General features: G+C 48.1%; 27 protein-coding genes, 4 tRNA genes, 1 pseudogene and 1 riboswitch. Of the genes and pseudogenes, 26 read left to right on the top strand and 6 right to left on the bottom strand.

Annotation, left to right across the window (positions count from 1 at the left end; translation table 11 throughout):
• The first annotated feature begins 8 nt into the window (after positions 1–8).
• From BLR06_RS18245 to BLR06_RS18285, 9 genes are all read left to right on the top strand, one after another.
• Positions 9–1304 (top strand): type II and III secretion system protein family protein, encoded by a 1296-nt coding sequence (locus tag BLR06_RS18245; RefSeq protein ID WP_245698226.1) that lies wholly within the window; start codon positions 9–11, stop codon positions 1302–1304.
• Between the two features lie 16 nt (positions 1305–1320).
• Complete coding sequence (locus tag BLR06_RS18250; RefSeq protein WP_092075025.1) at positions 1321–2142, top strand: CpaE/TadZ family protein; 822 nt, start codon at positions 1321–1323, stop codon at positions 2140–2142.
• An 18-nt stretch (positions 2143–2160) separates the two neighbouring features.
• A complete protein-coding gene (locus tag BLR06_RS18255) occupies positions 2161–3282 on the top strand; it encodes a CpaE/TadZ family protein (protein WP_092075026.1) in 1122 nt (373 codons plus the stop codon).
• A 2-nt stretch (positions 3283–3284) separates the two neighbouring features.
• Positions 3285–4244 (top strand): type II secretion system F family protein, encoded by a 960-nt coding sequence (locus tag BLR06_RS18260; protein WP_092075027.1) that lies wholly within the window; start codon positions 3285–3287, stop codon positions 4242–4244.
• Positions 4245–4293: 49 nt separating this feature from the next.
• Positions 4294–4494: a Flp family type IVb pilin gene (locus tag BLR06_RS18265; RefSeq protein ID WP_092075028.1), complete on the top strand. Its 201-nt coding sequence runs from the start codon at positions 4294–4296 to the stop codon at positions 4492–4494.
• Positions 4495–4567: 73 nt separating this feature from the next.
• The gene (locus tag BLR06_RS18270; RefSeq protein WP_092075029.1) at positions 4568–4969 is read left to right on the top strand and encodes a TadE/TadG family type IV pilus assembly protein; all 402 of its coding nucleotides are present in this window, start codon (positions 4568–4570) and stop codon (positions 4967–4969) included.
• A gap of 1 nt (position 4970) precedes the next feature.
• The gene (locus tag BLR06_RS18275; protein ID WP_092075030.1) at positions 4971–6365 is read left to right on the top strand and encodes a TadA family conjugal transfer-associated ATPase; all 1395 of its coding nucleotides are present in this window, start codon (positions 4971–4973) and stop codon (positions 6363–6365) included.
• A 1-nt stretch (position 6366) separates the two neighbouring features.
• Complete coding sequence (locus tag BLR06_RS18280; protein ID WP_092075031.1) at positions 6367–7311, top strand: type II secretion system F family protein; 945 nt, start codon at positions 6367–6369, stop codon at positions 7309–7311.
• A complete protein-coding gene (locus tag BLR06_RS18285) occupies positions 7308–7658 on the top strand; it encodes a DUF192 domain-containing protein (RefSeq protein WP_092075032.1) in 351 nt (116 codons plus the stop codon). The genes BLR06_RS18280 and BLR06_RS18285 overlap by 4 nt, the downstream gene beginning before the upstream one ends.
• Positions 7659–7696: 38 nt before the next feature.
• Here BLR06_RS18285 and BLR06_RS18290 read toward each other — a convergent pair whose 3' ends face one another.
• Positions 7697–8860, bottom strand: a complete 1164-nt coding sequence (locus BLR06_RS18290) for a pilus assembly protein TadG-related protein (protein WP_092075033.1) — start codon at positions 8858–8860, stop codon at positions 7697–7699.
• A 435-nt stretch (positions 8861–9295) separates the two neighbouring features.
• Between BLR06_RS18290 and speE the strand changes: the two genes are divergently transcribed.
• A complete protein-coding gene (gene speE, locus BLR06_RS18295) occupies positions 9296–10129 on the top strand; it encodes a polyamine aminopropyltransferase (protein ID WP_092075034.1) in 834 nt (277 codons plus the stop codon).
• A gap of 400 nt (positions 10130–10529) precedes the next feature.
• Here speE and BLR06_RS18300 read toward each other — a convergent pair whose 3' ends face one another.
• Positions 10530–11642, bottom strand: a complete 1113-nt coding sequence (locus BLR06_RS18300; protein ID WP_092075035.1) for an aminopeptidase — start codon at positions 11640–11642, stop codon at positions 10530–10532.
• Positions 11643–11773: 131 nt separating this feature from the next.
• On the opposite strand from BLR06_RS18300, the gene BLR06_RS18305 reads away from it, so the two are divergent.
• From BLR06_RS18305 to BLR06_RS18335, 7 genes are all read left to right on the top strand, one after another.
• Positions 11774–11849, top strand: a tRNA-Asn gene (locus BLR06_RS18305).
• A 9-nt stretch (positions 11850–11858) separates the two neighbouring features.
• Positions 11859–11933: transfer RNA gene (locus BLR06_RS18310), tRNA-Glu, on the top strand.
• A gap of 99 nt (positions 11934–12032) precedes the next feature.
• Positions 12033–12108, top strand: a tRNA-Val gene (locus tag BLR06_RS18315).
• A 269-nt stretch (positions 12109–12377) separates the two neighbouring features.
• Positions 12378–14033 carry a sensor histidine kinase gene (locus BLR06_RS18320; protein WP_173813089.1) on the top strand — a complete coding sequence of 552 codons (1656 nt, stop codon included), beginning with the start codon at positions 12378–12380 and terminating at the stop codon, positions 14031–14033.
• Between the two features lie 40 nt (positions 14034–14073).
• Positions 14074–14586, top strand: coding sequence for a transcription repressor NadR (locus BLR06_RS18325; protein ID WP_092075037.1), 513 nt, complete (start codon positions 14074–14076; stop codon positions 14584–14586).
• A 94-nt stretch (positions 14587–14680) separates the two neighbouring features.
• On the top strand, positions 14681–15079 hold the full coding sequence (locus BLR06_RS18330; RefSeq protein ID WP_092075038.1) for a zinc ribbon domain-containing protein: 399 nt from the start codon (positions 14681–14683) through the stop codon (positions 15077–15079).
• Between the two features lie 84 nt (positions 15080–15163).
• Positions 15164–15238 (top strand) — tRNA-Arg (locus BLR06_RS18335).
• A gap of 515 nt (positions 15239–15753) precedes the next feature.
• Here BLR06_RS18335 and bcp read toward each other — a convergent pair.
• Positions 15754–16215 (bottom strand): thioredoxin-dependent thiol peroxidase, encoded by a 462-nt coding sequence (gene bcp / locus BLR06_RS18340; protein ID WP_092075039.1) that lies wholly within the window; start codon positions 16213–16215, stop codon positions 15754–15756.
• A complete protein-coding gene (yaaA, locus tag BLR06_RS18345; protein ID WP_092075040.1) occupies positions 16199–16966 on the bottom strand; it encodes a peroxide stress protein YaaA in 768 nt (255 codons plus the stop codon). Before yaaA ends, bcp begins: the two co-directional genes overlap by 17 nt.
• On the opposite strand from yaaA, the gene BLR06_RS19355 reads away from it, so the two are divergent.
• Positions 16953–17216 (top strand): hypothetical protein, encoded by a 264-nt coding sequence (locus BLR06_RS19355; protein ID WP_139164542.1) that lies wholly within the window; start codon positions 16953–16955, stop codon positions 17214–17216. The genes yaaA and BLR06_RS19355 overlap by 14 nt on opposite strands.
• Positions 17217–17250: 34 nt before the next feature.
• Here the strand turns inward: BLR06_RS19355 and BLR06_RS18350 are convergent, their stop codons facing one another.
• Positions 17251–17415 carry a YjzC family protein gene (locus tag BLR06_RS18350; RefSeq protein ID WP_092075041.1) on the bottom strand — a complete coding sequence of 55 codons (165 nt, stop codon included), beginning with the start codon at positions 17413–17415 and terminating at the stop codon, positions 17251–17253.
• A 215-nt stretch (positions 17416–17630) separates the two neighbouring features.
• Positions 17631–18014: a RidA family protein gene (locus BLR06_RS18355; RefSeq protein WP_092075042.1), complete on the bottom strand. Its 384-nt coding sequence runs from the start codon at positions 18012–18014 to the stop codon at positions 17631–17633.
• Positions 18015–18393: 379 nt separating this feature from the next.
• Here BLR06_RS18355 and BLR06_RS18360 point away from each other — a divergent pair, with 379 nt between their 5' ends.
• The 8 genes and pseudogenes from BLR06_RS18360 to BLR06_RS18390 all read left to right on the top strand — a co-directional run.
• Positions 18394–18858 (top strand): GNAT family N-acetyltransferase, encoded by a 465-nt coding sequence (locus BLR06_RS18360; protein WP_245698227.1) that lies wholly within the window; start codon positions 18394–18396, stop codon positions 18856–18858.
• Between the two features lie 206 nt (positions 18859–19064).
• Positions 19065–19718 carry a class I SAM-dependent methyltransferase gene (locus BLR06_RS18365; RefSeq protein WP_092075043.1) on the top strand — a complete coding sequence of 218 codons (654 nt, stop codon included), beginning with the start codon at positions 19065–19067 and terminating at the stop codon, positions 19716–19718.
• Complete coding sequence (locus tag BLR06_RS18370) at positions 19715–19945, top strand: hypothetical protein (protein ID WP_092075044.1); 231 nt, start codon at positions 19715–19717, stop codon at positions 19943–19945. Before BLR06_RS18365 ends, BLR06_RS18370 begins: the two co-directional genes overlap by 4 nt.
• Positions 19946–20312: 367 nt before the next feature.
• Positions 20313–20462, top strand: a complete 150-nt coding sequence (locus tag BLR06_RS19680) for a hypothetical protein (protein ID WP_173813090.1) — start codon at positions 20313–20315, stop codon at positions 20460–20462.
• Between the two features lie 150 nt (positions 20463–20612).
• Positions 20613–20696: riboswitch (cyclic di-GMP riboswitch) on the top strand.
• Positions 20697–20875: 179 nt separating this feature from the next.
• Entirely contained in the window at positions 20876–22351 is a 1476-nt protein-coding gene (locus BLR06_RS18375; RefSeq protein WP_092075045.1) for a hypothetical protein, read from the top strand.
• Between the two features lie 28 nt (positions 22352–22379).
• Positions 22380–23699 carry a nucleotide sugar dehydrogenase gene (locus BLR06_RS18380; protein ID WP_092075046.1) on the top strand — a complete coding sequence of 440 codons (1320 nt, stop codon included), beginning with the start codon at positions 22380–22382 and terminating at the stop codon, positions 23697–23699.
• A gap of 19 nt (positions 23700–23718) precedes the next feature.
• Complete coding sequence (locus BLR06_RS18385) at positions 23719–26373, top strand: polysaccharide deacetylase family protein (RefSeq protein WP_092075047.1); 2655 nt, start codon at positions 23719–23721, stop codon at positions 26371–26373.
• Between the two features lie 52 nt (positions 26374–26425).
• Positions 26426–26867, top strand: a pseudogene (locus BLR06_RS18390) (glycosyltransferase family 2 protein); the annotation flags it as partial.

The raw sequence follows: 26867 nt of genomic DNA on the forward strand, positions 1-26867 counted from the left end.
AAAGTGCAATGAACAAAAACCAGATGATAGGCAAGAATTTATTTCTTTCGGCTTGTTTTATATTTGCGCTGTTTTATATGGGTGGGACGGCAACGGCGCAGGAGACCATTTCCCTGGATGTCAGCCGGTCTTTTTGTTTCAGCGCAGGTGAAGAAATTACGCGCGTCGCCGTTGCCGACCCGGAGCTTGCCGATGTCACGGTCATTTCCAAGCGGGAACTGCTTGTTCTCGCCAGGAAACCGGGAACAACAACGCTGTATGTCTGGACAAATGACGGCATGCGGCAGGAGTACGCGATAAACGTTACTAACCAAGATACGCAAACAGCGGCGGCAGTGAAAACCATGATTGGTTACGCAGGGATTATGGTAGAAAAAGTTGGCGATAAAATCCTGTTGGAGGGTTCGGTGCAGAACCAGTTGCAGAAGAACCGCGCGCAAAAGATTGCTGAAATGTACAGTGAAAAAGTCATTAATCTGCTGGAAATGACCAGGCCTGACCAGGTCCGGCTTGAAGCTAAAATTCTGGAGATATCTACCGACAAGGTGAAGAAGCTGGGTATCCAGTATGCGAATGCCTCTGATATTGATACTGAAAAGGGAATCGTGACCATCGGACCAACCGGCATTTTTGGTTTTGGTCAGACTTTTTCCAATTCCCGCGACTCGTCAAACGCCAAGACCGGCGGTTATGCGGATATTAATGCAACGCTGCAGGCGCTGGTCACCAGCGGTGACGCCAAGGTGCTGTCCCAGCCGAGTATGGTGACCATGAGCGGTGAAAAGGCCAATATTCTCATTGGCGGGGAAATGCCCATTCCCATGAGCAATTCCGAAGGGCAGCTTACCGTCGAATGGCGTGAATACGGGATTAAGCTGAACATTGAACCTGTCGTGGATACTGACCAAAGCATTACCAGCAAGGTAAGCGCGGAGGTGAGCACCCTCGACAGCTCCTCCGCCGCGGCGATCAATCTGAGCAGCGGGCTGTCGATTCCGGCGCTGCGGTCCCGGAAGGCTGAGACGGTCATTCAGTTGCCGTCAGGCAGTACAATGGCGATCGGCGGCCTGATTACCTCCGAGGAGGGCCGTCAGATTACCAAAGTTCCGTTTTTGGGAGATTTACCGATCATTGGTCAGTTTTTCCGCAGTACGGCAACAAGCAAGGAAAAGAAAGAAATTATTATTTTGGTGACGCCAACGCTTGTTGACGAAACAACACCGGCAGGCATGTCCGAAGAAATGGAAGCTTTGCTTGAGAGCCGGCAGCCGGAGGGAGCAAAAACGGAAACCAAGAACAACTAAAGTGCGGTGAAGCATAGTGGAAAAATCAGTCAGAAGCGGCATTGTCCTTACTATATTCAGTACAGCCTCTGCTGTCGGCAAAACGCTGCTGGGCGTCAATATGGCCGCCGAACTGGCGCGGAATGGGTATAAAGTCTGTGTAGTCGATCTTGATTTGCAATTCGGCGATGTCTGCAATTATCTCCAGATGTCGCCGTTAAAGACCATTTATGACGCCCAGTTGGCGGCGGAAAGAGCTGTTGATACCATGGGCAGCAGTGAATATATCATAAGGTATGAACGGGGCGGCGCGGCGTTTTCGGTGCTGGCCGCACCGCTGAGGCTGGAGGAGGCCTATAATATCCTGACGCCGGCTGTGACCGCTCTGCTTGGCAGATTGCGCCGGGAATATGACTATATTGTTTTGGATACCGCGGCGGCTTTCAGCGACTTGAATCTGGCGGTAATGGATCTCAGCACGATTATTACCTTTGTCGGCATCGTGGATTTTATTCCAACCATAAAAAATATGAAGGTCGGCTATGATACCATGCGCAGCATTGGCTATGACAAAAGCAAAATCCGGTTTATTCTCAACCGCAGCAATTCCAAGACCCATATTGAGCTGCAGGATGTGGAGCAGCTGCTGGAAGAACGTTTTTATCACGTATTGCCCAATGATTTTTCAACGGCGCTCAATTCCATTCACCAGGGCATTCCTCTGGTATTTGGCCGGGAGAAAAGTCCTTTAGGCCAAAGTCTGCAGGAATTGGTTGCCAAGTATACCAATCGCCTGCCGCAAGTAAACGACCAGGAAAACGCCTCTTTGTCATCCTGGATAAAGCGCCTGTTTACATAGCGGCGGAAAGGAAAAAACATGCAGGAATATCGTGTTCTTCTCATTGAGCAAAACCGGATCATGCTGGAACGCTTATCCAGTGTAATTCGAAACAGCAAAGATTTCCAGCTTGTTTCCCGGGCCATGAATCCGCGGGAAGCTTTGGGGCAGGGCGGCGTTTTTGTACCCAACCTGATCCTGCTGGATATTGATATGCCGGACAGCGCATTGTTTGTCCGTGAATTTGTCCGGGCATTTCCCCAGGCCGGTATTTTGTGCCTGAGCAGCCAGTGGAATGCCGAGGCTGCCAGTACAGCCGTAAAAGCGGGCGCCAAAGGCTATTTAATCAAGCCTTTTACCGGTGAGGAGCTTGTGGCGGCGGTGCATACCTTTGGCAGCAGCGGTATGGGCATGATCAGCGAGGTTATGACGTTCTTCAGCCCCAAGGGCAAGAGCGGCAAGACGACGCTGATTGCCAATCTGGCAATGGCGCTGGCGAAAAAAAGCGGGCAGAACGTGGCGATTATTGATGCTGACGTACAGTTTGGCGATATGGCGGTGTTCTTTAATCTGGAGCCGCCGAGTACAATCAGGGAAGCCGCCAGAGATATTAAATTTTTGTCGCCGATCTCACTCAATTCATATTTTATGCCGATTGCGGATCAGGTCAAAGTGCTTTGCGGTACCAAGCGGCCGGAATTTGCCGAAGATGTAAGTCCGAAGGCTTTGGTCGACCTGGTAAGTATGGCCCGCAGTTTATTCCGTTATATTTTAATTGACGTTCCCCCGGCCTTTAATCCGGTTTCGGTTGCGGCGGCCGAGGCGGCCGACAGCGTGTTCCTGGTTTCCATGGTCAGCAATGGCTATGAAGTCAAGCATATGCAGCGAGCACTGGAAATTTTTAAAGCCTGGCCGGATCATGCGGCCAGAGTAAAAACCATATTTACCAGGGTGGAGCCTTGCAATGAGCAGGAGCAGCGGCGGATGGAGACGCTGCTGGAGTATCCGGTATACGGCATTCTGCCCAATGAGTACCTGCTGGTTTCGGTTGCGGCCAACAATGGCCGGATGGCGGTTGATGTCAAACCGGAATCGCCGTTGGCGCGCAGTGTTGATTTACTGGCCGCAGGCATCTGCAGCCGGCAGTACAAGGCGGGATAGTTATGCTGATGATGGCTTTAGCCGGCGGGGTACTGATGTTTTTGCTTTTTTTAATTGTGATAACCTATTTCAGCGGGGAAAAAAGCGAAACAGCCCGGAAAGTCCGGCGTTACGCCGCCAGCTCCTCTGCCGGAGAGGACAAAGAAAAGCGCGCGGACTATCTTGAGCAATTCATGAAGCTTATCCGGTATCTGGGCCTTAGATTCCAAGGCGCGCCGCAGGTCAAAGCGCTGGAAATCAGAATGCAGCAGGCCGGCTTGCCGTTGCTGGGCGCGGAGTTTTTGGCGCTGGCCGGGGTTATTGTTATAGCCGCCGGGGTGTTCGGCCTGATGCTGACCCTCAGCGTGGAGTATGCTTTAGGCCTTGCCCTGCTGGCCGGGCTGGTCTGCTGGCTGTATCTGAATATCCGGATTGACCGGCGGCGGCAGGCGTTCAGCAATCAGCTTGGCGATGTGCTGATTATGATGTCCAACGCTATGCGGTCAGGCTTCAGCTTTATGCAGGCCATGGACCTGATCGCCAAGGAAATGAAACCACCCGTTTCGGTGGAGTTTATGAAAACCCTTGCCGAAATCCGCCTGGGCGGGGATACTGAGACTGCTTTTTTCAATATGGGAAGACGGTCGCAAAGCTCTGATCTGGATATGGTCATTACCGCGGTGCTCATCCAGCGCCAGGTCGGCGGAAACCTGGCTCAAATCCTGGATACCATTGCGGTGACCATCAATGAACGAATCAAGATGAAGCGGGAAATCAAGACCCTGACCGCGCAGGGGCGCCTGTCCGCCTGGGTGCTGGCTGCTTTGCCTTTTGCTGTGGCCGTCTTTGCCAGTATTATTAATCCGGGCTATCTGCAACCGTTTGTGGAGGAACCCCTTGGCCAGGTGTGTTTGGCTGGTGCGCTTGTTAGTCAGGCGGTGGGCTTTCTGGTTATCCGCCGGATTGTAAATATTGATGTTTAAAGCTTGCCGGGCAGGCTTTTACATAAATAGTCAAAAGGAGGATGAACTGATGTTAAAAGTATGGAAAAGGCTGAGGTTAGGCCGCTTAAACCAAAAAGGGCAAGGGATGGTGGAGTATGCGGTAGTTCTTGCTATTGTTGCAGCTATTGGCGTAACTTTAGTTAACGGCAATACTTCTCTGAGAGAAAGAGTAAGCAACCTGTATATTGACGTCACCAACGATTTGCAGACAATCAGGTCTAGACTCTAACAAGTACGAAGGAAAGTCTCTTACTATATAATTGAGAGGCTTTTCTTTCTTTAAAACATAAGGAGATTTCTGTATGGGTAATTATTTTGCGGACAGGCGCGGTCAGGCTTTGGTTGAATTTGCTATTATTCTGCCAATCTTCTTTCTGATGCTATATGCTTTGGCCTATTTAGGAATGTTTTTTCATGACTATCTCACACTGAATGAGCTGACCCGTGATATTGCCCGGAAGGAAGCGGTAGGGATTTCCTTTGACGATATAAAACAGAATTACCGGGAGCGAACATTTTTGACCAGTGTTTACAGCTTTAACCCGGATGATGTTACGGTGACGACAGAGGCGGAGGAGATTGGCGGGGGGCAGCAGGTTACCGTTACCCTGACGGCAACGGTTAACGTAGCGGAAAATAGTTTCTGGGGAGAAATGCTGCCGTCCACTATTTCTTCATCATTGACGATGCGCAAGGAGGAATAGCATGTCACTATTGGAGCGGCTAGGCAAAAAAAACGGTATGGAAGAAGCAAAGCCGATTTTTGCCGGACGGAAGACCAGTTCGTCAGATGATCAGTATCAGGAGCTGAAGCTGGAAATCCATCAACGGATTGTCAGTGAAATGAATGTCGAGCAGCAGCAGGTGCTGATGAACAGCCAGCAGGACCGGCGGGAAGTCGAGACTGTCATTGCCGAGTATTGCAGCCGGGTGCTTGATGAAAACCCGTTTGTCGTACCGCGGGGCGACCGGGCGGCGATTGCGGCCGATGTGCTGGACGAGATCCTGGGGCTGGGTCCGATTGAACCGCTGCTCAAGGATGAGACGGTTACCGAAATTATGATTAACGGGCCGAAGCGCATTTTTGTCGAGCGGCTGGGCAAGCTGCATATCACCAAGGTCCGGTTTTATGATGAGACCCATTTGATGAGCATTATTGAGCGAATTGTCACCCCGCTGGGACGGCGGGTTGATGAGGCTTCACCGCTGGTCGACGCCCGGCTGGCCGACGGTTCGCGGGTCAATATCATCATTCCGCCGCTGTCGCTGACCGGGCCTTGCGTCACCATTCGCAAATTCGCTCAGAATCCGCTGACTGTGGAGAATCTGATCGGGTTCGGCTCGTTGAGTGAGGCTATGGCCGGATTTTTGCGGGCCTGCATTGCCGCCCGGATCAATATTGTCGTATCCGGCGGAACGGGGTCCGGTAAAACAACGACCCTAAATGTACTCTCTTCCTTCGTACCTTCGGACGAGCGGGTTGTTACCATTGAAGACGCGGCCGAACTTCAGCTGATGCAGGAGCATGTGGTTACCCTGGAAAGCCGCCCGGCCAACATTGAAGGCCGCGGCCAGATCACCATCCGCGATTTGGTCCGCAATGCGTTGCGGATGCGGCCTGACCGGATCATTGTCGGTGAAGTGCGTTCCGGTGAAGCGCTGGATATGCTGCAGGCGATGAATACCGGGCATGACGGTTCGTTAACGACAGCGCATGCCAACAGTCCACGCGATGTACTGAGCCGGCTGGAAACAATGGTGCTGATGGCCGGAATGGAATTGCCGGTCAAAGCGATTCGCGAACAGATTTCCTCAGCCATCGATCTGATTATTCAGCAATCCAGGCTTCGGGATGGCAGCCGCAAGATTACTCATATTACCGAGGTGCAAAAGATGGAGGGCGATGTTATTGTTCTGCAGGACATCTTCCGGTTTGTCCAGGCCGGTGTGGATGAGAGCGGCAAGATTTTAGGCGCCTTTGAAGCAACCGGCATGAGACCTGACTTTATAGAAAAGTTTGAAACCAACGGGATCAGGCTGCCTCACAATATTTTTACGCCTGGCGTTCACTTGGCAGGCGACGAAGACTGGAGGCGATAGGATGGCACTGTGGGTTGCCCTGGCTTGCGGGTTTTTCTTATTTTCATTTTTTTATTTGCTGGCGATGACTAAAATAGCGCCAAAGACGCAGGTTAAAGGACGGGTACAGCAACTGCGACGGCCGGTTTCTCTCGATGAGCGGGTGCGGTTTGAAAGTGAACAACTGAATAGACCGTTTGCCGAACGGCTGATCTTGCCGCTGTTCCGGCGGCTTGAGGAACGGCTGATCCGGTTGGCCCCGGCGCGCATTTTCGCGGTTTTGGCGGAACGGATCATGAAGGCCGGGAAACAGCATAGCTGGAGCATAAATACGTTTGTCTGTTTTTGGCTGATTTCTTCCCTGGGTTTTTTCGTGATAACTGGTTTTTTCGCTTTCTATGCCAATCCGCTGCCTTTTTTGCAGGGCGTTGCCCTGAGTGTTTGCGGGCTGATTATTGGCGCCGCGTTGCCGGTGGCCTTTTTGGACTGGCTGATCGCCATACGGCGCAAGGCCATTCTGCGGCAGCTTCCCGATGTTTTGGACTTGCTGTGTATCAGTGTGCAGGCCGGTCTGTCGTTTGATGGCGCGATGGCCAGAGTGGCGGAGAAGATGAACGGACCATTGATTGAGGAATGCAGCAAGATGCTGCGCGATGTCCGTATGGGGATGACCCGGCGGCAGGCCTTAGCCAACCTGGCGGAACGGTGCAAAATTCAGGAGGTTTATCTGTTTACGTCAGCCGTTGTGCAGTCTGACCGCCTAGGTGTCAGTATGGCGAAAACACTGGCCATACAGTCAGAAAATATGCGGGAAAGAAGACGGCAGACAGTTAAGGAGCAGGCGCTGAAAGCGCCGGTGAAGATGCTGCTTCCCTTGGCTGTATTTATCTTCCCGGCTTTATTTATTGTTATTATGCTGCCGACGTTATTTTCGATTTTGAATAATTTAAAGGCTCTGGGAAAATGAAAAAAATAACACTATTTCTCGAAGGCAAGGCCATAGACAAGCAACTGGAAATTTTTGTAGCCGATACTTTTTTCACCCGGTTCAAAGGCCTGCTCGGCACCCGGCTGCTGCCGGAGCACGAGGGGCTGTTGCTGCGGGGCTGCAACAGCGTCCATATGCTGGGCATGCGATATGCATTGGATATTGTGTACCTGGACAGCACCGGGACTATTGTGAAGCTGGTGGAAAATCTCAGACCCTGGCAAATAAGCTTCTGCCGCCAGGCCCAAGATACCCTGGAAGTAAACTGCGGAACAGTCCGTAGCGCGGGCTGGAAGATTGGGGACAGGCTGGAACTGCATAACTAAAGCGCAAATCATAGCGATTTGCGCTTTAGTTATAGGTATTATTCGGTTAACCGGACTTTAGGCGCACCGCCGCCCGCCCAGTTTGAATTCTGATAGGTTCTGCCGCCGTTGCCTAAAGTGATGCTTTGGCCGATCAAAAAGCCGTCAATTGTTGCACCGCCGCCCTCCACCGTAATAGTGCCTTTTGGCGCCAGAGCGCTTAATTTGAGGTCTTGATAAGCGTTGATGACGATATCTCCGGTCAGAGAGCAAAGGATGATTTTTGTGTTTGCTGAAATATTGTTGATGTTGTTAAATCCGAGCTTAATGCTGCCGTCTGCGATAATGGTAATTGACCCGCTATAGAATGGCTCCCAGGCCAGATAATAAACGCCGCCGTTTTGATCAAAACTGCCGCGTATGTAAACCTTTTCACCCAGTGAAGACAGGGAACGGTTATTTCCGATGGCGCCGGCTTGCAGTTCAGTTGCATTTTTTTTCAGATTGCCAATATAGTTGCTGATAACCGGATTGTTTTCGCTAATATCAATGTAGTCGGCATTGAAAGAGATGTTGTCAGCAAAGGCATTTTTGTTGGCAGGAGTATCGAGGCCATGAATGGGATAATATTCTGCGGCGATTTTAATAGACGCATCTACCTTGTTTGAGGTGAAATCACCGCTGCCGGTACTGGTGAATTGGAAGTTTTGCCCGTTTACATGAATTGGCCCGTTAAATGTATTGCTACCGGACCCCCACTGGCCCAGCAGGTAAAATGGCCCGTCGCCGGCGGAAACAATGCTGTGCTCGAATATGCCCGCAGCACTGCCGCTGTAAGCAGCAATTGCATATACGGCGAGGTCGATGGTATCATAACCAAAGTACCTCATAAATAATAAAGGCGCAGGTCGTGTAATATCGACGCGAATCTTTTTCGTGTTATTTTCCTCCAGGAACGTAAAGGTTTCCACGTTGCCTGCATCGGCGGCGCTGCTGTTAATTTCCAGGTAGGTTTCAGCCAGCGCCTGCGCATCGGACGTACCTGAGCCCAGTTTGGCCGCTCCGGCCAGAGCAGCGGCGTCGGCAATATTCTGCAAGTGGGAGCGCTGGACATAGAGATAGCCCACGTCAGCGGCAAGGGCGCTGAATGCGATAAGCAGGGGAATGGTAAAAGCCATGAGAATAAAGACCGAACCTTTTTGATTGAAACAAAAGCGTTTCATTGGAAAGCTCCTTATGTAAGATAACATCATTATATAATGGCGTTAAACTCTTTTTCAAGGAAGAAAACTAAAGCCGTTTAAAGAAGAGTTTTCAGTGTACTCCAAGCAGAAAAATTTTACTTGCGAACTTTGAGACTTTTTTCGTAAGGAGGCAGGAGATCATGTATGGAAACTTTAAAAAGTTAGATGAACTTTTAAAAAGCAAGGAATTGAATTGATCTTTTGATTCGGGCGAAATCGGACAAATTGCGGTCAAGCCCTTTAAAGCAGAATGAGGATGTTTGACTCAGTTGTTCAGGCGTTTTGAGGGGAATGGATAGAAAGCTTTTTTTCTGTTAATATTTATGATATAATTTATGTTCAAATAAAGTTAAGTAATATATTTTTATATTGGTATTATGAATTTCAATTTATAGAGTTGGAGGGTATAGACAAATGCAGTTATGGTGCACAGAGAATCAAAGCGATTCCTTAGGGTTAACCGCTCGTGTTAAGGAAACTTTATTTACGGGCAGGTCGGAATTTCAGGATGTGGCGATTGTAGATACCTATCAATTCGGCCGCATGCTGGTACTGGACGGCGTATTTCAGACCAGCGTTGTTGAGGAGTTTATTTATCATGAAATGATTGCGCACGTACCGTTATACACCCATCCTAACCCGCAGCAGGTTTTGGTGATCGGCGGCGGCGACGGCGGTACCATTCGTGAGGTGGTGCGGCACGACTCGGTAAAGGTCGCCGAGATGGTCGAAATTGACGGCATGGTGGTTGACGCCTGCAAAAAGTATCTGCCTGAGACCAGCATAGCTTTAAACGAGAACAATCCTAAGGTCCGGCTGAAGATCGGCGACGGGATTAAGCATATGAAAGAGGCTGAAAATAAGTATGATGTGATCATTGTCGACTGTTCGGACCCCATAGGGCCGGGGGAAGGTTTGTTTACTCATGCTTTTTATCAGGACGTATTTAAAGCGCTTAAGCCGGACGGCTTATTTGTGCAGCAGACAGAATCGCCCTTTTATCATCAGGAGCTGATTCAGCGCTTAACCAAAGATATTGCTTCCTTATTTCCGATTACCAAACTATATTTAGCCAGTATTCCTATTTATCCCGGCGGCTTGCATTGCTTCACAATCGGTTCAAAGCAGTATGACCCCAGTACGGGGGAGACCGGCAAGCGGCCGCAATTGAAAACCCGCTATTACCATGCCGATTTGCATAAAAGCTGCTTTGTTCTGCCGAATTTCATTCGCGAACTGCTGAAGTAACCAAATCAGGAATTAAGAAAACAGCACCTCGCTGCTCCGGCAGCGGAGGTGCTGTTTTTATGGTTTGACGGTATACCTCGGAATGCTGCACTGGGGAGTTTTACGCAGCCAGTTTTTATCTACGACATTGTAACGTTATGTAAACATGGGTCATAGTATGTAATATCCCAGGGCAAAGGAGGCAGTTCCTTGAATTATCAACAACCGCTGATTGATCCCAGTAATCCGGAGTGTGATCTTGAGTCTTTTTGGGCCAATGCAGTTCCATCCTGATTTGTTCGGGCCTGGCCTGCTGTGGATTTTGCAGTTATTGCAAAATCCACAGTTTTTGTCAGCCGGACTGTGATTAAAATCTCTGTAAATGGATAAATGAATGGAAGGGATAAACAAGCAACCGGATTTATCTCAGATTTTCCGGATTCAGGCCGTTTAATTCGGCAATGGTAAAGCGGCCGTCCTGCCGGATCAGACGATCGTCAAACCAGATCTGGCCGCCGCCGTAATCAGGCGTTTGAATGGCTACCAAATCCCAGTGAATGGCTGATTTATTGCCATTAAAAGCTGTGTCGTAAGCCATGCCCGGGGTGAAGTGGAAACTGCCTTGAATTTTTTCATCAAACAGGGTATCTTTCATTGGTGTCGTTATATGGGGGTTAACGCCAAGGGCAAATTCACCAATAAAGCGGGCGCCGTCGTCGGTATCAAATACTTTATTGAGTTTGTCGGTATGGTTGGCGGTCGCCTTGACTATTTTACCAGCAGAAAACTCCAGCCGAATATTTTCATAGGTGATTCCCTGATAGACAGCCGGGGTATTATAGGTAATATAACCATTAACCGAATCCTTGACCGGGGCGGTGTAGACTTCACCGTCAGGAATATTACGCAGGCCGGCGCATTTAACCGCAGGGATCGATTTTATGGAGAAGCTGAGGTCGGTCGCCGGACCGGCAATCCGGACTTTATCCGTTTTTTCCATTAATTCCACCAGCGGGGTCATAGCTTTCGCCATTTTGGCATAATCCAGATTGCAGACGTTAAAGTAGAACTCTTCAAAGGCTTCAGTACTCATGTTTGCCAGTTGAGCCATTGCGCCATTGGGATAGCGCAAAACGCACCATTTGGTTTTCGGCACCCGGATATCGCTATGAACCGGTTTTAGCCAGTATTGCTGATACAGCTGCATTTGCTCGCTGGAAACGTCAGCCAGCTCGCTGATATTCTCGCTGGCCCTGATGCCAATATAAGCATCCATTTGCCGCATTCTGGCGGCTTCAAATTCACCGAGCAGTGTTAATTGCTGTCTGCTTGCTTCGCGGACAAGCGCCCGTTGCAGCTGGTTGTTTTTTAAGGTTACAAACGGAACTGCTTTGGCCTTATAGGCTTCAGTGATCAGGACTTTGGCCAAAGGCAAGGCGTAATCGAACATTTCAATCAACAGCTTTTCTCCAGGTTGAAGATTGGTTGAATAGGTAATGAGATTTTTGGCCAGTTGCTGGACCCGGTTATCCAAAGTAACGCCTCCTAAACGTTGTCTAATGGTAATGCTCTATATAGTATTTGATAAAAACTGCAAAATACCTACAATTTTTATTAATAAAGCTTGTATTTTTCATGCCAATGATTTATAATCTATTATGTCGTTCCTCGATAGCTCAGCTGGTAGAGCAATCGGCTGTTAACCGATCGGTCGTAGGTTCGAGTCCTACTCGAGGAGCCATTGTAGACTGGCCCGTTGGTCAAGCGGTCAAGACACCGCCCTTTCACGGCGGTATCAAGGGTTCGATTCCCTTACGGGTCACCAATTAGATGTTAGACGTTGGATATTGGCTATTGGATAATTACCTTGGACAAGTCTGACGATAAATAAGGAAGATGTTAGGTGGAGGTCCAAAATTCAAACGGGCGATTAGCTCAGCCGGGAGAGCGCCTGCCTTACAAGCAGGATGTCGGCAGTTCGATCCTGTCATCGCCCACCATAGAATTTTTTGCGAGTGTTCAGAAGTCTTTTCTGAACACTCGTTTTGCGTTTCTAAACAATAGCAGGGCTTCAAACCTAATCCTGTGGATACTGACGGGTTGTTTTCCGTAAAGCTTCGTTACCTATCTATGGCCGATAGGCGCGGTTCCTCTGTCTTGCTGAGCAAAACCACGCGCAATTCATCCTGGAATTTTAACAGTTGCAGAGCCCTACTAAATAAAGGATAAAAGGTTCATTTAGCGAAATATGTCAGTAGGTTATGTCGTAATGGATGTGATTAAACTGATAAAAGTGCTGACAAAAGATACCTGGGCTAAACTGGCGATTGTTGTCGCTGTTTTATGTTTATTTGCCGGAATGTTCAAATTTTTATTTGAAATGAAATATCAGGCAATTATCGCTGCCAAACGCAGTGATCTGCAGGTTGCGGCTAATTATTTGGACGTACAGCTTAACTATCGGTTAACAGCCTTGGAACTGCTGTTTGCCAATCATAAAATGCTTGATATGGCTCCGGCTCAAATTAGCGAGGAACTAAAACGGGTTGTTCAGGTGATGGGTTTTTTTAATGCCGTGGTGTTTGATGTTAATGGCCGATTTATAGCGGAAGCCGAACCGGAAAAGCATGTCGGAAAGGTTTATGATGTTGCCAGCTTTGATAAAGCGGCCAATGGCAGCCCGGCAATATCCAAACGGATTATCTATAGCGATCTGAATCATGCTTATGTCAGTCTGCGTGTACCGGTCACTGCTTCGGACGGAAAGGTGAAAGGCGTGCTGGCCGCCGGATTGATGCTTGATAAGGTGGGCGAAATTTTAAAATATAAAGCTTTTCAAGAGCCGGAATATCTCTTCATTATGGATAATCATGCAAATTATATTGAGCATCCGCTCATGGAGCAAATTTATCCTGAACTGGGAGCATTCGGGAAATACCGGGATTTTTTCTTTCAGGATTCAGCAGGCGAGTTAATTGATGTTGATCTGGTGGATGGAATTGAAAAGCTATACATCTATACTGCGCTGGAAAAGGCCGACTGGCGGGTGGTGAAAGCCATACCGGTCAGTTCAATTTATTACTCGGTAATGCGGGCCATGGTGCCTGAGCTGCTGTTGCTGCTGTTATTGCTGACGGTAATTGGCCTGGCGTACCACATTGTTTGGCAGACGCAATATTACCAGGGTGAACGGGAGAATATGCGATTGGAGCGATTGAAAACGGTCAGCTTAATTGCCGCCGGTTTGGCCCACGAAATCCGTAATCCCTTAACGGCAATCAAAGGATTTGTGCAATTAATGGCCAGAAGACCGGAACAACTGGTGCCGTCAGCTCATCTGGATATTATGCTGACCGAAATTGAACGGATCGAAAGACTGACCAATGAATTCCGGATGTTAGCCCGCCCGCCCCGGGCTTTGCAGTATGCGCCTGTGGATTTGCTTTCTGTCATTAAAGATGTGCTGCTGCTAAGCGAGCAGCAGGCAGCCGACCGGGGAATCAGTTTAAGCTTTCAGGTTGTAATGGCGGATCAGAGCCAGTTTCTATGGCCAATTCTAGTTGATGCCAAATATGCTCCGGAAAAGTACTATAGGATTAATGGCGACGAAGGGCAGATTAAGCAGGTTATGCTGAATTTGCTGCGCAATGCAATGGAGGCTATTGTTGATAAGGGGTGCATCCAGATTACCCTGGGCAAATCCGGCGATCATGTGATTATCGCGGTAAAAGACAACGGCAGCGGTATCTGCCGCGAAGCTTTGGCGCAAATTGGCACCCCTTTTTTCACCACAAAAGTTACTGGAACCGGTTTGGGCTTGTCGGTCTGCTATAGTATTATCCAGCAGCATGGTGGTAAAATAGAAATAAACAGTGTAGTAGATCAAGGAACAATCGTGTCGATTCTATTGCCTGAAATGAAGTGATATTGGCTGCTTGAATCTGCGGCCGGGAAGGATGACAGGCATGGAAACACAAGAACGCCGGGCGCTTTTGCTGGCGAAATTAAAGGCAGCCGACAAACCGTTGACGGGGACGGTTTTGGCGCGGGAATTAGGGGTCAGCAGGCAAATTATTGTTGGCGATATTGCCATTATCCGCGCTTCCGGAGTCGCAGTTTATGCAACGCCGCAGGGGTATATCATACCGGCTGACTTAACAACTGCTATTTCCGCAACGATTGCCTGCCGGCATGAGCGCGATGAATTGGAGCAAGAACTGGCGATCATTATTGATCATGGCGGCAAAATCCGGGATGTGATTGTTGAACATCCCCTATACGGCGAAATAAGAGCAAATTTGATGCTGCGTTCCCGGCGGGAATTAGATGAGTTTTTAGTCAGGCTGGCTGAGAGCGGTGCGAAACCGTTGTCTATTGTCACCAGCGGTACTCATTTGCATACAATTGAAGTCCCCAATGAAAAAGTTCTGGCCAGTATTGAGGAAGAATTGCGTAAGCAGGGAATTTTGTTGGAATAGCCGCCGGGACAGTTGCTTACACAGTCAATTGTTTGGTTGCTTATTGATAGCCGAAAGCTTATAATATAACTATATTTGTCACGGAGGACAGTCTATGGGAACACTTAGTCTTTTGATTCCGTTGTTGGCCGGAATCTGGGTATACAATGATGCCAAAAAACGCGGTCATACCACCACTATGGTGCTTTTATGGGCAGCCGGAACGATTGCGATGTTAATCGTGTTTCTGCCTTTGTATCTGATCCTGGGCCGGCGTCAGCCTGTGGTCAAGCCACAGCGGGACAATGCTGAAAAGACCATTGACGTTGAGGCTACCGTTGTGGTTGAAGAGACCGTTTGCTGCCCAATGTGCGCCAGTAAGGTAAAGACCGATTATAAGCTTTGTCCTTATTGCGGGCATACGATGCAGCCCAAATGTGAATTCTGCGGCTGTGAACTTAAGCGTGAGTGGAAGAATTGCCCCAATTGCCAGCAACCGGCGGTCTCGAAATAACCGGATGTTTTTAACAAATAAATTTAATAAATTTTATTAGACATAACTACTTTATTATGATATAATATTTTTTGTTACTGATACGCGCCCGTAGCTCAGGGGATAGAGCACCGGTCTCCGGAACCGGGAGCGCAGGTTCGATTCCTGCCGGGCGCACCATAAGTAAATCAAGCCTTCCAGCGATTTTGCTGGAAGGCTTTTTTGCTGGAAAATTGCTATGCACTGCTGTTGGATGAAATCGATAGCTATATGTATTTTGATTTATAAATATTTGGAAAGCATACCGCTCTCTTTATATGCCAAGACCCACCCTTGTTTCTGAATGACAAAGTATTCTGTTTTGTTAGGAGTTGTTTTTAATTATGAGGTTTTATATAGTACATGTGTATGTTTCTAGCGAGGTTTTGCTTTGCGGAATCTTTTTTCTTTGTTTTGAATCAAAAATAGTAAAATAAATTATTTACATAGGAACAGATTCTATCCCTGGCGTTTTATTCGTGGGAGTTCTTGCCGCATCAAGTCCCAGCTTTTTGGCATCCCTTTGCCCTTGGCCGCCGCTACTGTGCCACATTGAAAGCAGCGGGAGATTGTAAGAGCGTCCAAGCGGATTTTCCAGCGGGTTGCTTACGTCCACAGGCTTTGTTCCTGCCGTTCGTTCATGATTATTCCCGGCCTTATTTCGCCGGCAAATACGCCAAAATCTCGGCGGCGTTAGTGTCGGGCTTGACCTTGGGCATTGCCTTTTCGATCACGCCGTCCTCATCAATAATATAGGTGGAGCGAACTACGCCCATACTCACCTTGCCGTAAAGCTTTTTTTCCTGCCACACGTCATAGGCTTGGATCACAACCAGCTCCGGATCGGAGAGCAGGATGAAAGGCAGGTTATGCTTCTCAACGAACTTCCGGTGCGAAGCGACACTGTCCTTGCTCACACCGACGACCACCACATTGTGGTTCTTGAACGCTTCATAAGCTCCGGCAAAGGCGCAGGCCTGGCGGGTGCAGCCGGGGGTGTTATCCTTGGAGTAAAAATAGAGCACTACCTTCTTACCCCGGAAATCAGACAGGGACACAGTGTTGCCGTTCTGGTCGGACAGAGTAAAATCAGGCGCTTTGCTACCGGATTGCAGCATCTTTGGTTCCTCCTTTTATAAACACAAAATTAGTATAATTGGAAAGCTCTTCACAGTATGTATAGCCCAAGCGATCGAAGCCTTTAATGTCCTCCGGATCCGTTATATGATGTTCAGCCAGCCAGCGCACCATTTCGCCACGGGCCATCTTGCACAGGGTGCCCTTTTCGATGACCTTGCCTTCTTTTCCCTCTCCGAAGGTACAGGAAAGAAAGCGGACAGTTTCCGGCAAATGCACTGAAACGGCTTTGCTGTACTCCTTGGAAGCCAGATTCAGAATAAAGCCGGTCTCCGAACAAAGCTGCCGCGCCAGCTTATCTCCCCAGAAGGCATAGAGGTTTTTCCGACCGTCCGCGGACAGCTTTGCCTGCATTTCCAGCCGATAGGGCATTACCCCGTCAAAGGGGCGCAATAAACCGTAGAAGCCCGATAGGATACGCAGATGCTCGTTGCTGTAGGCAAACTGGCTGTCCTCAAAAACACCGGGAGCCATGTACTGGTACTGAAGGCCCTCAAAGGCCAGAATAGCGGGGGACAGGCTGCGCTGCAAATCCATCTTTCGCAGACGTTCGTAATTGTGTGTGGCGATGGCAGCATTGCAGCGCCACAACGATTTCAGCCCGGCATAGTCCATGCCTTGCAAGCACTGCAGCAGCTTTTTCGCTTCGCTCAAAAACCGCGGCAGGCTCTCATAGGGCAGACTGTCGGTGTCGGTATTCATTTTCTTGGCGGGGGAGATGATGATTCTCACAGGCTCACGATCCTTTTTTGTTTACATCACCAGTTTAGCACGTTTAAAATACTTCGTACAGGCGCAAAAGCTGACGTACAAAGCTGCCGACTTCTTGCAGCAATACGGCCAGAGCATATTAAGTTATGACAATAAGCTAGACAGTCAAATGGAGAAAGTCGGAAAAGAAGACGGTATGCGATATGTTGAAGTGGATTCAAATAAATCTTTTTTAGCGCTGATGCTTAGGCGAAAACGAAGAGAATTTTAAAACCCACTGTTACAGACAGCGGGTTTTAAAATGACTATTTCTTTTTCCAGCCATGACCTTTTTCCTGCGTAGGCGGAAGCTTGTCACCGGGATCAATTTTTACTTCCCGGGCATTAGACACCCGGTCGCCATGCGAGCCAACTTCAACATAGGTTCCAGCAGGTTTATTGTCTGTGCCAGGTTTAATTGGTTTTCCCATACAAATCCACTCCTTTTTATGAGTTGATGCCAATCTTCATGTTTAGTATTACTGGACGTTGACGAGATCATACAAAGCGGAAGAATAAAATTAAGGGGGAATAGCAATGGGTGATAGAGTGTTCGAGTATTTAGCCAAGGCAGTGGTGAGTTTCCCCAGTCGTGACGGAGGCGATTATTGGCCCCGGCTCGGCCGGGGCTTTTTTTGTCAAGATGCTAATCGGATTTACGCGCTATCATCTCTATTTCAATTTGTGCACCAAGAGGAAGAGCTGCTACGCCGATGGTAGTGCGGGCTGGATAGGGCGCTGAAAACTGTTTTGTATAGATTTCGTTCATTGCTGCGAAATTTTCCATGTTCGTCAGAAAGACGTTGACTTTGACGATATTGTCGGGCGTTAAACCGGTAGCTGCTAAAACATTAAAAAGGTTTCTAAAACATTGTTCCGTCTGAGCCTCAATGCTGCCTGCTGTTAATTTTCCAGTACTGGGATCAATTGGGGTTTGTCCTGAAAAATAAATCGAATCTCCGGATTCCACTGCGTGAGAGTATGGGCCTACGGCAACAGCACCGGAGGCATTGAATGCTTTTCTAGTCATAAAATAAACCGTCTCCTTTGTCGATATTTGGTACTTGTGTTATCGTTTAAATTTATAAAACCAATTTTTGCATATAAACAATATAACAGTCAACAGCTTTGTATAACAGTTAATATTCTACCGAATGGCCTTGTTTGAGGCGAATACTGGGCTGGCTTTATTGCTGGCCGGGAGATCGTGAATGCTCCCGAGTATATTGGGAATATAAAGCCGGGCTTGGAAGTTAACTATTTAGGGCATCAACAATTTTTTAAAAAGTGGCTTGTTGATACTAGAACGCTTAAGGAAGTAGTTAATGTTTGCTTTTTATTAAGGTATAATAGCAGTTAATGATTTATATAACACGCAGATTAACAGGAATTTAAGGGGAGAAAACAACATGACTATCGTTTCAATACGAGAGCAGCTTCATCATGCACAAGCGGCAATTGAATACTTTTGCAAGCGTTGGGCAACCGAAGATAGCAGTATGGTATATGAGGATTGTATATTAAGCTGTCTTGACTCGAACTCTCCGCTGCCGCAATGGTACCTGCTCTATGACAAAGAAAAAATCATCGGCGGCGCCGGGCTGGTTACAAATGATTTTATCAGCAGAATGGATTTATATCCCTGGTTGTGCGCTTTGTATATTGAGGAGGATTACCGCGGCCACTCTTACGGCTCGCTGCTTATCGACCGCAGCAAAATAGATTGCAAAGAAAGGGGCTACAGCAGTTTATATCTTTGTACTGACCATGTAGGTACTATGAACACTACGGCTTTAACTATGTTGCGCAAGGCTATCACCCCTGGGGCGCTAGTTCGAGAATATATCAGGCCAAACTATAAAACAGATCCTTGATTTGTCAAGCAGACGATAAATGACCTCCGTCCGGGCCGTAAATCTTTTTCACAGTTTTACGCCAAAAGAACATACGTATTTTGACAAGGAATTTATCGGTTCCTTTCTGTTTCCCAATACGCTATAATAGCGGGTAGGTACCTTATACGACACGAGATAAACAGGTCTTTGAATCACGGATTATTTATATGTATGAGGGTCAAAACATGAGTGATAAAATTATTACAGCTTATCGAAAATCTAAAAGCATTTATGATGATGTATTAACACAGAGAACCTGGTGGAGCAGACTGTATAGCCATTTATTTTGGGGCGGAACTGATGACCGGGATATCGCAGCCCGTCTTCTTGCGTACATTCCTGCTGACTTTTCCGGCAGTTTATTGGATGTTCCGGCAGGTACGGCAGCGTTGACCTGGGAAAAATATAAAGCTTTGCCGGCTGCTTCAATCACTTGCCTGGATTACAGTGAGGATATGCTGGAACAGGCAAAAAAACGCCTCGGTCATGTTGCCAATATCGCTTTCCTGCAGGGGGATGTGGGGCATATGCCATTTAAGGATGAGGCGTTTGATACTGTGTTGAGCATGAATGGCTTCCATGCTTTTCCGGATAAAGATCAGGCTTTTTTGGAAACATATCGTGTTTTGAAAAAAGGCGGCAGTTTTTTAGCCTGTTGTTATATTTGCGGACAATCAAAAGCAACTGATTTTTTAGTTACTTCTTTTTTAGCTAAAAAAGGGTGGTTTACGCCTCCTTTTGAGACAGCGGAAAGTTTAAACAGCAGACTCAACGGATTATATCAAACAGTCAATCTTCATCTTGATGGTGCGATGGTTTGGTTTACCTGCGTTAAGTGAGCGTAATTTTACACCGAAAGCCAAACCGCTTTTTTGCCGGAGGCTTTTTTGCAGGTCGAAAATTCCCAATTTATCTTGCTACGTTAAGTTATTTTGATTTAACGCAAGGAAACTATGTCGATCTGCCTGGCAGTACCAGTGGGAAATACACTTTGGCCCAAGACGGGAAAAATCGTTATAAAGGAATTGAATTAACCATTACGCTTTCGGCAGCCTTTGACCTGTAAACCGCGCAACAGTCTGATTTTAATTAGAGGGAGATTCTCATCAATCGAGAATTTCCCTCTAATTCTGCTTCACAATGGAATCTTACTGCTCCTTTCCCAGTTTATTTTAGTTGTAAATTATACCAGTCAGAAAGAAAAAGTAAATGTTTCAGCACTGTTACGTCAGCTGCCGCAACACATTACGCCGTGAGGCGCTTGATGAATAGCCCGCCATTATGGACATTTTATCTTAAATACAATAATTTATTTAATTAGAGGTATTTATAAATAATAAAATCAGACTATAATTAAATTATAGAAAGGAGGTGTGCAGTAGGCGCGAACAAAACGTTAGCGTCTGCGATTGGTTATGACGAAATGGGGCAAATTGACACTGATAGCCACGACCATGCTGGCGGTCTATATGTCATTTCGCATAGACTGGGGTTTTGAAAATTTTCTCACCCTTCTGACCGGTATTCTGATCGGCATCTGCCTGGCGGGCGCGGTTGTATGGTGGAGGTATCGCAATTGGTAAAAGTTCAGCAGGACAGAGCCTATGATGCGAGCAGCGAAAAAATTTATTATAAATTAACTGCTTTAAATTATTAGCTAATTCTGTTAAAATAATTTTGGCAGCAGTTTCTATTTTGGTAATAATTAGGAGTTCCATATTATTTGAATAGGTAAAATAAACCAGCAAACTTATTGAAAGATAAGGACGCAAAACCATGGGTCTACGTACATTGTATAGGATTGCCAGGTTGCAATTGCAACCTGGCAGTTTTTTTTACTCAATACAGATCATCTGCGTCCAATTGGAACAGAACTTAAACCAGCAGTGATTTGATTCGGTCGATGCGGCTTTTTCCCACTTGAGAGTTGTTAGAGTATCGAGATAGCCGGTACCGCTATTGATGGTGCAGTTTGTGAGGGCGGGTGAATCATGCAGTGAAAAAATTTGCAAGAGTACTGTTTGTTTTGGTAACAGTCATCGGCGTATCTACGGTGAACGGCTTAGGCAAGAATAAGGTGGCTTATGCTTCCCCTGAGCCGGTGGGCGCGAGCCGAAGCAGCCGTCAGCCGGCAATGGCGCAGGCTGACAAAAATGAGAGTTTTAATGTTCAATTTTCCTATGAGATGGCGCAGATCACAGCCCAAATAGTTTCTTTTTCAAGTCCGGATGTTGCCGGCTTTAAAGCCCGGTTTGCTTATGCTGCGGCGCAAACAACAGCAAAGGTTATGCCAATATTGCCGGAAGGACGAAAAAAGGAATTTGCCTATGAAATGGCGCGAATGACAACAAGGATCATCAGCGACCAAAATCTGAATCTTGAAGAAGCCAAAGCAGAGTTTGCCTATGAAATCGCCCAACTTACCACAAAAATCATCATGAATGAAGTTGCGGGGATTGCCGGCGAGTCCAGTGAAAAGACGCTGCTTAGGAATGATGCCGCGGCTGGGCGGCGGTTAACGGGTAGTGAGAGCAGTAACAGCACCGGGCAACAGGCAGCCGTTTCTTCCGGCTATGCTGAGCAGGAAAACTATTCAGAGATTGTTGATCAATTGGCGCAGATTGGTGATCGCCGTCAGCAACTGGATAACAAAGTGAATATCGACGGTGAAGTGCGTTATCATTATGCTTCCGACCGCGGCCCCGGGCAACGGGATTCATCGGGAATTCGCATTCGCCTTGGCGCTGATGCGGCAATCGCCCAGGATTGGCGCGTCCATGGGATGCTGGAAGGCAGAACCAGTTTAGTAAATTACAATAACGACTTCAAGCTTTCCCGTCTGTATGCAGCCGGTACATTGGGACAAGCGGCGGTTAGGGCGGGATCCTTCGGGTATCTGATGGCTGAAGGAAATATTTATGACAGTGTTTTTGACGGTGTTCGCACCGAGTTTAGCGGACCGGTGGACTATACAGCGGCTTATGGGCAAACTGACGATAGCAAAGAGACGGTGATCGCAACTGCTCGTTATCATGATTATGATTATGACGTGGAAGCCGGCGTTTATCACTACCGGACAGACGGCCTGAAAAATACAATCCGGACACTTGGGGGAAATTATTATTTCAGTAATTTTAGTCTCGGAGCCATGGCTTTGGACGCCCGCCGGAAGGATGGCAAAGGAGACGGCAGCGGCTATGTACTTAGTTTTAACTATGGTGATTTAAAGTCCTGGCGGCCTGGTACATATGGGATATTTGCCAAATATTACAATCAGCCCCGACATACTTATATTATCCACGGTATGAATGGCGCGGGAAAAGGAATGCAGGGCTTTAAAGGCTACGGCCTGGGCGTGGACTATACGGTTGCTGAAAACTTTATCGCCGGAATAGAGTATTACGACCAGACCGATAAAATTTCCGGCGAAAAGGCGGAAACCTGGTGGAGCCGTCTGACTCGGTATTTTTAAATGAACAAGTAGGTGAACTGGCATACAGATGGAATGTTTTAAACAAATACAAGCAAAAGAAGCTTTTGTGGCGGTAGTAGGTCTTGGTTATGTAGGATTGCCGGTCGCTGTCGCCTTTGCAGGAAAAGTCAAAACACTGGGCTTTGATATTAATGAGGCAAAAATTGATCTTTACCGGCGGGGGATTGACCCGACCAATGAAGTTGGCAATGAGAAGCTACAGCATACGACATTGGAATTTACCGCAAACCCGGCCAGGTTAAAAGAAGCAAAAATGATTATCGTTGCTGTGCCGACACCGATCAATGGCGATAAAACACCGGATTTGGCGGCTGTCATCAAGGCCAGTGAAATGATCGGGCAAAATTTAACCCCGGGCAGTATTGTGGTTTTCGAATCCACCGTATATCCGGGGGTTACTGAAGAAATATGCACGCCGGTCTTAGAAAGAGAATCAGGTCTGATTTGCGGAAAAGACTTTAACATCGGCTATTCACCGGAACGAATTAATCCCGGCGACCAGGTGCATAGACTGGAGAATATCCGGAAGATTGTCGCCGGGACGGACGCAGCGACAGTGGAGGCCATTGCGGCTGTTTACGAGCTGATTATTGCCGCCGGTGTGTATAAGGCGTCAAGCATTAAGGTGGCGGAAGCGGCAAAGCTGGCTGAAAACGCACAAAGAGATATCAATATTGCCTTTATGAATGAGCTGGCAATGGCGTTTGACCGTATGGGGATCAGTACAAACGATGTCATTGATGCCATGAATACCAAATGGAACGCCCTGGGGTTTTATCCGGGACTGGTCGGCGGTCATTGCATCGGGGTTGATCCGTATTATTTTATTTACCAGGCGGAGCTGCTGGGGTATCACTCGCAGATTATTGCCGCCGGACGAAGAATCAATGATGATATGGCGGCTTATATAACAGCGCAGATTATTAAAAAACTGATTCAGGCCGAAATTCATATAAAGCAGGCCAACCTTTATGTCATGGGTATTACATATAAAGAAAACTGTCCGGATCTGCGCAATTCAAAAGCTGTTGACGTTTGCAGGCAGCTGGCGGAATATGGCGTTAAAGTAAAGGTCGTGGACCCGGTTGCCGATCAAATGGAATTAAGAAAAGAATTCGACGGAGAGATTATTGATATCCAAGAAGTCAGAGAGGCCGATTGCCTGGTGTTTTTGGTAGCTCATCAACAATTCAAAGCGCTGCGGCCGGCTGATCTGGCAAATATGTTCAAGCCGCCGCATTTAACTAAACGTGTCGTAATTGATATCAAAAATATATTTTTGCAAACAAGCCTGGAAGAAAAGGTTTATTCCTATTGGAGTCTTTAAGGGTTAAGGGGGATTGGATGTGACAACCAAAAAACTGGTTTTAGCGCTGGTTTTTATTGGCTGTGCTTGTCTGGCGGCGGTGTTTTTCTCCCCGGATTTTCTTACAGTGCAGACCGGCGGCGATTATCGCAATATTACTGATATAGAAAGCGCCTATAATGCCGATGCGGAGGTCGCCCAGGCCCTGGAACAACTGAAGAACAGGCCGGAGAAGGCAGTTGTCGTTGCCGGACGAACTACCGGACAGCGGCATATTGCCCTGACGTTTGACGGCTTATCCGACCGCGTGACCATTCAGCGAATTTTGGATTTACTGGAAAAATACGAGGTGAGGGCAACTTTTTTTGTCGACGGCCTGCAGGCTGCTGAAGACCCGCAGACTGTTGTCAATATTAAACAAGCCGGCGCAAAGATTGAAACCTATAGTTTTTCCGGTATGCCCCAAATGGAAAAATTGCCTGTGGAAAGGTTGATCAAAGATTTCTGCCGTTCACAAAAAATCATCAAGGTGACGACCGACCAAGAGCCCAATCTTTTAAAGTGCAATGACACAAGCTATACGGAACAAGTATTGCAGGCCGCGCGGGCTTCCGGCTTTAACGGCGTGGTAAAAAGCGATCTTTTTGTTCCTATCGAGGAAATCAATTCCCGGCAGGCGGCAGAGGCCTTGGTCGGCGGCCTTAAACCGGGCAGTATTGTATCGGTTCAGCTGAGCGCTCCGGACGAAGCAGTTGCTGCTGAACCGGGCAAAACCGATTTACGGCCGGCAGTTGATAAACAGCCGGGCTTAAAGGAACTGCCGGAACCGGCCCAGCTGAGCGGCAAGGAGCTTGTTGAGACGCTGGAAAGGTTTTTGGCCGCTTTGGCTAAGGCCAGTTACACCACCGTCTATGTCGAAGAATTTTTAAACGAAAGTAATGCCCCAAAAGCCCGGCAGATGGGCCTGAGGCAAAGTGGCAAGCAGCAAGCAGCAGCTGGCCGGTCTTTTTTGGCAACAGCAGTAACAAGGCTAAAGGAACAGGCGGCGGCAATATTGTCTGTCCGCAAGGCTTATGCGGCTGAGCTTGCGCCTGCCGGGGAAATCAAGGTTATTTCGACGACGGAACCGGCGCTGGCCTTTACCTTTGGCGGATTAGCCAATGAAGCAGTCGTCAATGACGTACTTGGGAAACTACAGGATTTAGGAATTAAAGCGACCTTTTTTGTCATGGAAGTAGAAATGCAGCGCTATCCGGGCGCAGTGCGGCGAATTACTGCCAATGGCCATGAAGTAGGTCTGGCAATCAGGCCGAAGGAGGGTGAAACGGCAGCTGAAACCCGGCAAACGATTGAGCGGGGACGCAGGATGCTGCGAGAGCAGTTTGGCGTTGCAACTCAGCTGATCAAGCAGCCCTGGGGCGCTGTAACAGAGACTACAAAACTTGCCGTTTCAGCTGAGGGTTGTAAACTCATTGGACAGTCGGTCAATGTTGTGCAGAGCAGGCATAAGGATTATGCTTCGGCTGATCAGGTGATGGGGGAAATTTTTGGCAAGGCGGTGTTTTCTCTGGCCCGCGGGCAGATTGTCCATTTTAGAATGGATTATTATACCAATGACCAGCTGGTTGGCGATTTGCTGGGAATGATTAAGCAGCGTAAAATCGATAATATTGCCTATGCGACTTCGTTTGATCAGCCGGCCAATAATCCGGCGAATGATTCACAATATATCCTGAAACCGGTTGGCGACATTCTTAATCAAACGCAATATATTTACCGGTATCCCGCTGATCTGTCCAGGATTGTACCGGAGCTAAGGCATGAAGGGCCTGGCGATGCCGGGCAGGGCCGGTTTCTGGCTGAAGCTTCCAAGCGCTATATCGGAAACCGGGATGTTACTTATGAGGACCGGATGCTGGGCTTTTCCAAGATGGAAGCCCGGCGTCTGGATACGAGCGGTCTGATCCATACGGAAGACAAGGTGATTTTTCTTACCTTTGACGATTGGGGGACCGATGCGGCGATCAACAAACTGCTGTATGTCCTGCGCAAGCATCAGGCAACGGCAGCCTTCTTTATTGTGACCAACAATGTGTTGAACAACCCTAATTTGCTTCGGGCAATTGCCATGGAGGGTCATGAGATCGGCAGCCATTCCGATAAGCACCAGCCGATGGTGGTTCGTGACCCGGTAACAGGCAAGCAGACAATAACGCAGGATAAGTCTGAATATATACAGGATCTGGCCACCTCATTTCGCAAATTGCGGGCTGTGGCGGGAGATGTGGTTGTCAATGGCAAGCCGGCGTTGACCAGGTTTTTCCGGCCGCCTACACTGGCTGTCAGCAAAATGGGGTTTGAGGCGCTGTTTGCAACCGGTTACGATTATATCATTTCCGGTTCCGGCAGTACATATGATTATAAGGCCGAAAGCGTTTCTCAGCTGATCAATACAATAACAGGGGAAATCTATACAAGTAAGGGTGAAGTGAAAAAAGGCGCCATCCTGGTCCTGCATATGGGCGACAACATTGCCTACACTGCAATGGCCGTCGATTTGCTGCTGACAGCGAATGCAGCCAAAGCCGACACCGATCCATCCAAATTTAAGGTTGGCCGCCTGTCCGATTATTTAACCGACGGCTATTCCCAAAACAACCGCAAGAAATCACTAAGTTTGCGCAGCCGCAACTAAAGCAAAATCACAACTGCTATTGCAGCAGTGAGAAACGGCAGGTAAATGGACTGTGAAAAAGATCGTTAAGCAGGAAGTGAAACAGGAAAAAGAGGATATACTGCTTGCGCCCAGGCCTGACCGCAGACTGCTGTCCCAGGTGCCTGACAAAGAGGGACTGCGCAGCAATGTGGACAGAAGGCGGGCCGGCGGCAATGCGGCTGAGGCGGACCTTTCGCGGCTGATTCAAAGCCAGCAGACAGGCCGGCGGTATTTGGTCAATTACGATGTTGCCATCCAGTATGCGGCCCCCGGAAAGAATGTCAAATGCCGGGGCAAAGGCCTTGACATCTCCTCAACCGGCATGCTGCTGGAAGTATCGCCGGAGATTGCCCGGGACCTGAGCCAGGCGACGGCCATCAAGCTGAAATTTGTCATAGCGCCGGGCAGCATGCCGGAAGGGTATGAAATGAGCGTCAGCATCGGCGCTAAGTATGTCCGGTCCGGCCGGACCG

The sequence above is a fragment of the Dendrosporobacter quercicolus genome, assembly GCF_900104455.1.
GTDB lineage: Bacteria > Bacillota > Negativicutes > DSM-1736 > Dendrosporobacteraceae > Dendrosporobacter > Dendrosporobacter quercicolus.

What these genes read in the sequence shown, in the direction of transcription:
- BLR06_RS18350 (WP_092075041.1), bottom strand. Translation starts at nt 17,415, where the DNA reads ATGGGAAAACCAATTAAACCTGGCACAGACAATAAACCTGCTGGAACC.
- BLR06_RS18275 (WP_092075030.1), top strand. Translation starts at nt 4,971, where the DNA reads ATGTCACTATTGGAGCGGCTAGGCAAAAAAAACGGTATGGAAGAAGCA.
- BLR06_RS18285 (WP_092075032.1), top strand. Translation starts at nt 7,308, where the DNA reads ATGAAAAAAATAACACTATTTCTCGAAGGCAAGGCCATAGACAAGCAA.
- BLR06_RS18360 (WP_245698227.1), top strand. Translation starts at nt 18,394, where the DNA reads ATGACTATCGTTTCAATACGAGAGCAGCTTCATCATGCACAAGCGGCA.
- BLR06_RS18330 (WP_092075038.1), top strand. Translation starts at nt 14,681, where the DNA reads ATGGGAACACTTAGTCTTTTGATTCCGTTGTTGGCCGGAATCTGGGTA.
- BLR06_RS18320 (WP_173813089.1), top strand. Translation starts at nt 12,378, where the DNA reads ATGGATGTGATTAAACTGATAAAAGTGCTGACAAAAGATACCTGGGCT.
- BLR06_RS18380 (WP_092075046.1), top strand. Translation starts at nt 22,380, where the DNA reads ATGGAATGTTTTAAACAAATACAAGCAAAAGAAGCTTTTGTGGCGGTA.
- speE (WP_092075034.1), top strand. Translation starts at nt 9,296, where the DNA reads ATGCAGTTATGGTGCACAGAGAATCAAAGCGATTCCTTAGGGTTAACC.
- BLR06_RS18265 (WP_092075028.1), top strand. Translation starts at nt 4,294, where the DNA reads ATGTTAAAAGTATGGAAAAGGCTGAGGTTAGGCCGCTTAAACCAAAAA.
- BLR06_RS18270 (WP_092075029.1), top strand. Translation starts at nt 4,568, where the DNA reads ATGGGTAATTATTTTGCGGACAGGCGCGGTCAGGCTTTGGTTGAATTT.
- BLR06_RS18260 (WP_092075027.1), top strand. Translation starts at nt 3,285, where the DNA reads ATGCTGATGATGGCTTTAGCCGGCGGGGTACTGATGTTTTTGCTTTTT.
- BLR06_RS19355 (WP_139164542.1), top strand. Translation starts at nt 16,953, where the DNA reads ATGATGATTCTCACAGGCTCACGATCCTTTTTTGTTTACATCACCAGT.
- BLR06_RS18355 (WP_092075042.1), bottom strand. Translation starts at nt 18,014, where the DNA reads ATGACTAGAAAAGCATTCAATGCCTCCGGTGCTGTTGCCGTAGGCCCA.
- BLR06_RS18290 (WP_092075033.1), bottom strand. Translation starts at nt 8,860, where the DNA reads ATGAAACGCTTTTGTTTCAATCAAAAAGGTTCGGTCTTTATTCTCATG.
- BLR06_RS18325 (WP_092075037.1), top strand. Translation starts at nt 14,074, where the DNA reads ATGGAAACACAAGAACGCCGGGCGCTTTTGCTGGCGAAATTAAAGGCA.
- BLR06_RS18245 (WP_245698226.1), top strand. Translation starts at nt 9, where the DNA reads ATGAACAAAAACCAGATGATAGGCAAGAATTTATTTCTTTCGGCTTGT.
- BLR06_RS18255 (WP_092075026.1), top strand. Translation starts at nt 2,161, where the DNA reads ATGCAGGAATATCGTGTTCTTCTCATTGAGCAAAACCGGATCATGCTG.
- bcp (WP_092075039.1), bottom strand. Translation starts at nt 16,215, where the DNA reads ATGCTGCAATCCGGTAGCAAAGCGCCTGATTTTACTCTGTCCGACCAG.
- BLR06_RS18365 (WP_092075043.1), top strand. Translation starts at nt 19,065, where the DNA reads ATGAGTGATAAAATTATTACAGCTTATCGAAAATCTAAAAGCATTTAT.
- BLR06_RS18280 (WP_092075031.1), top strand. Translation starts at nt 6,367, where the DNA reads ATGGCACTGTGGGTTGCCCTGGCTTGCGGGTTTTTCTTATTTTCATTT.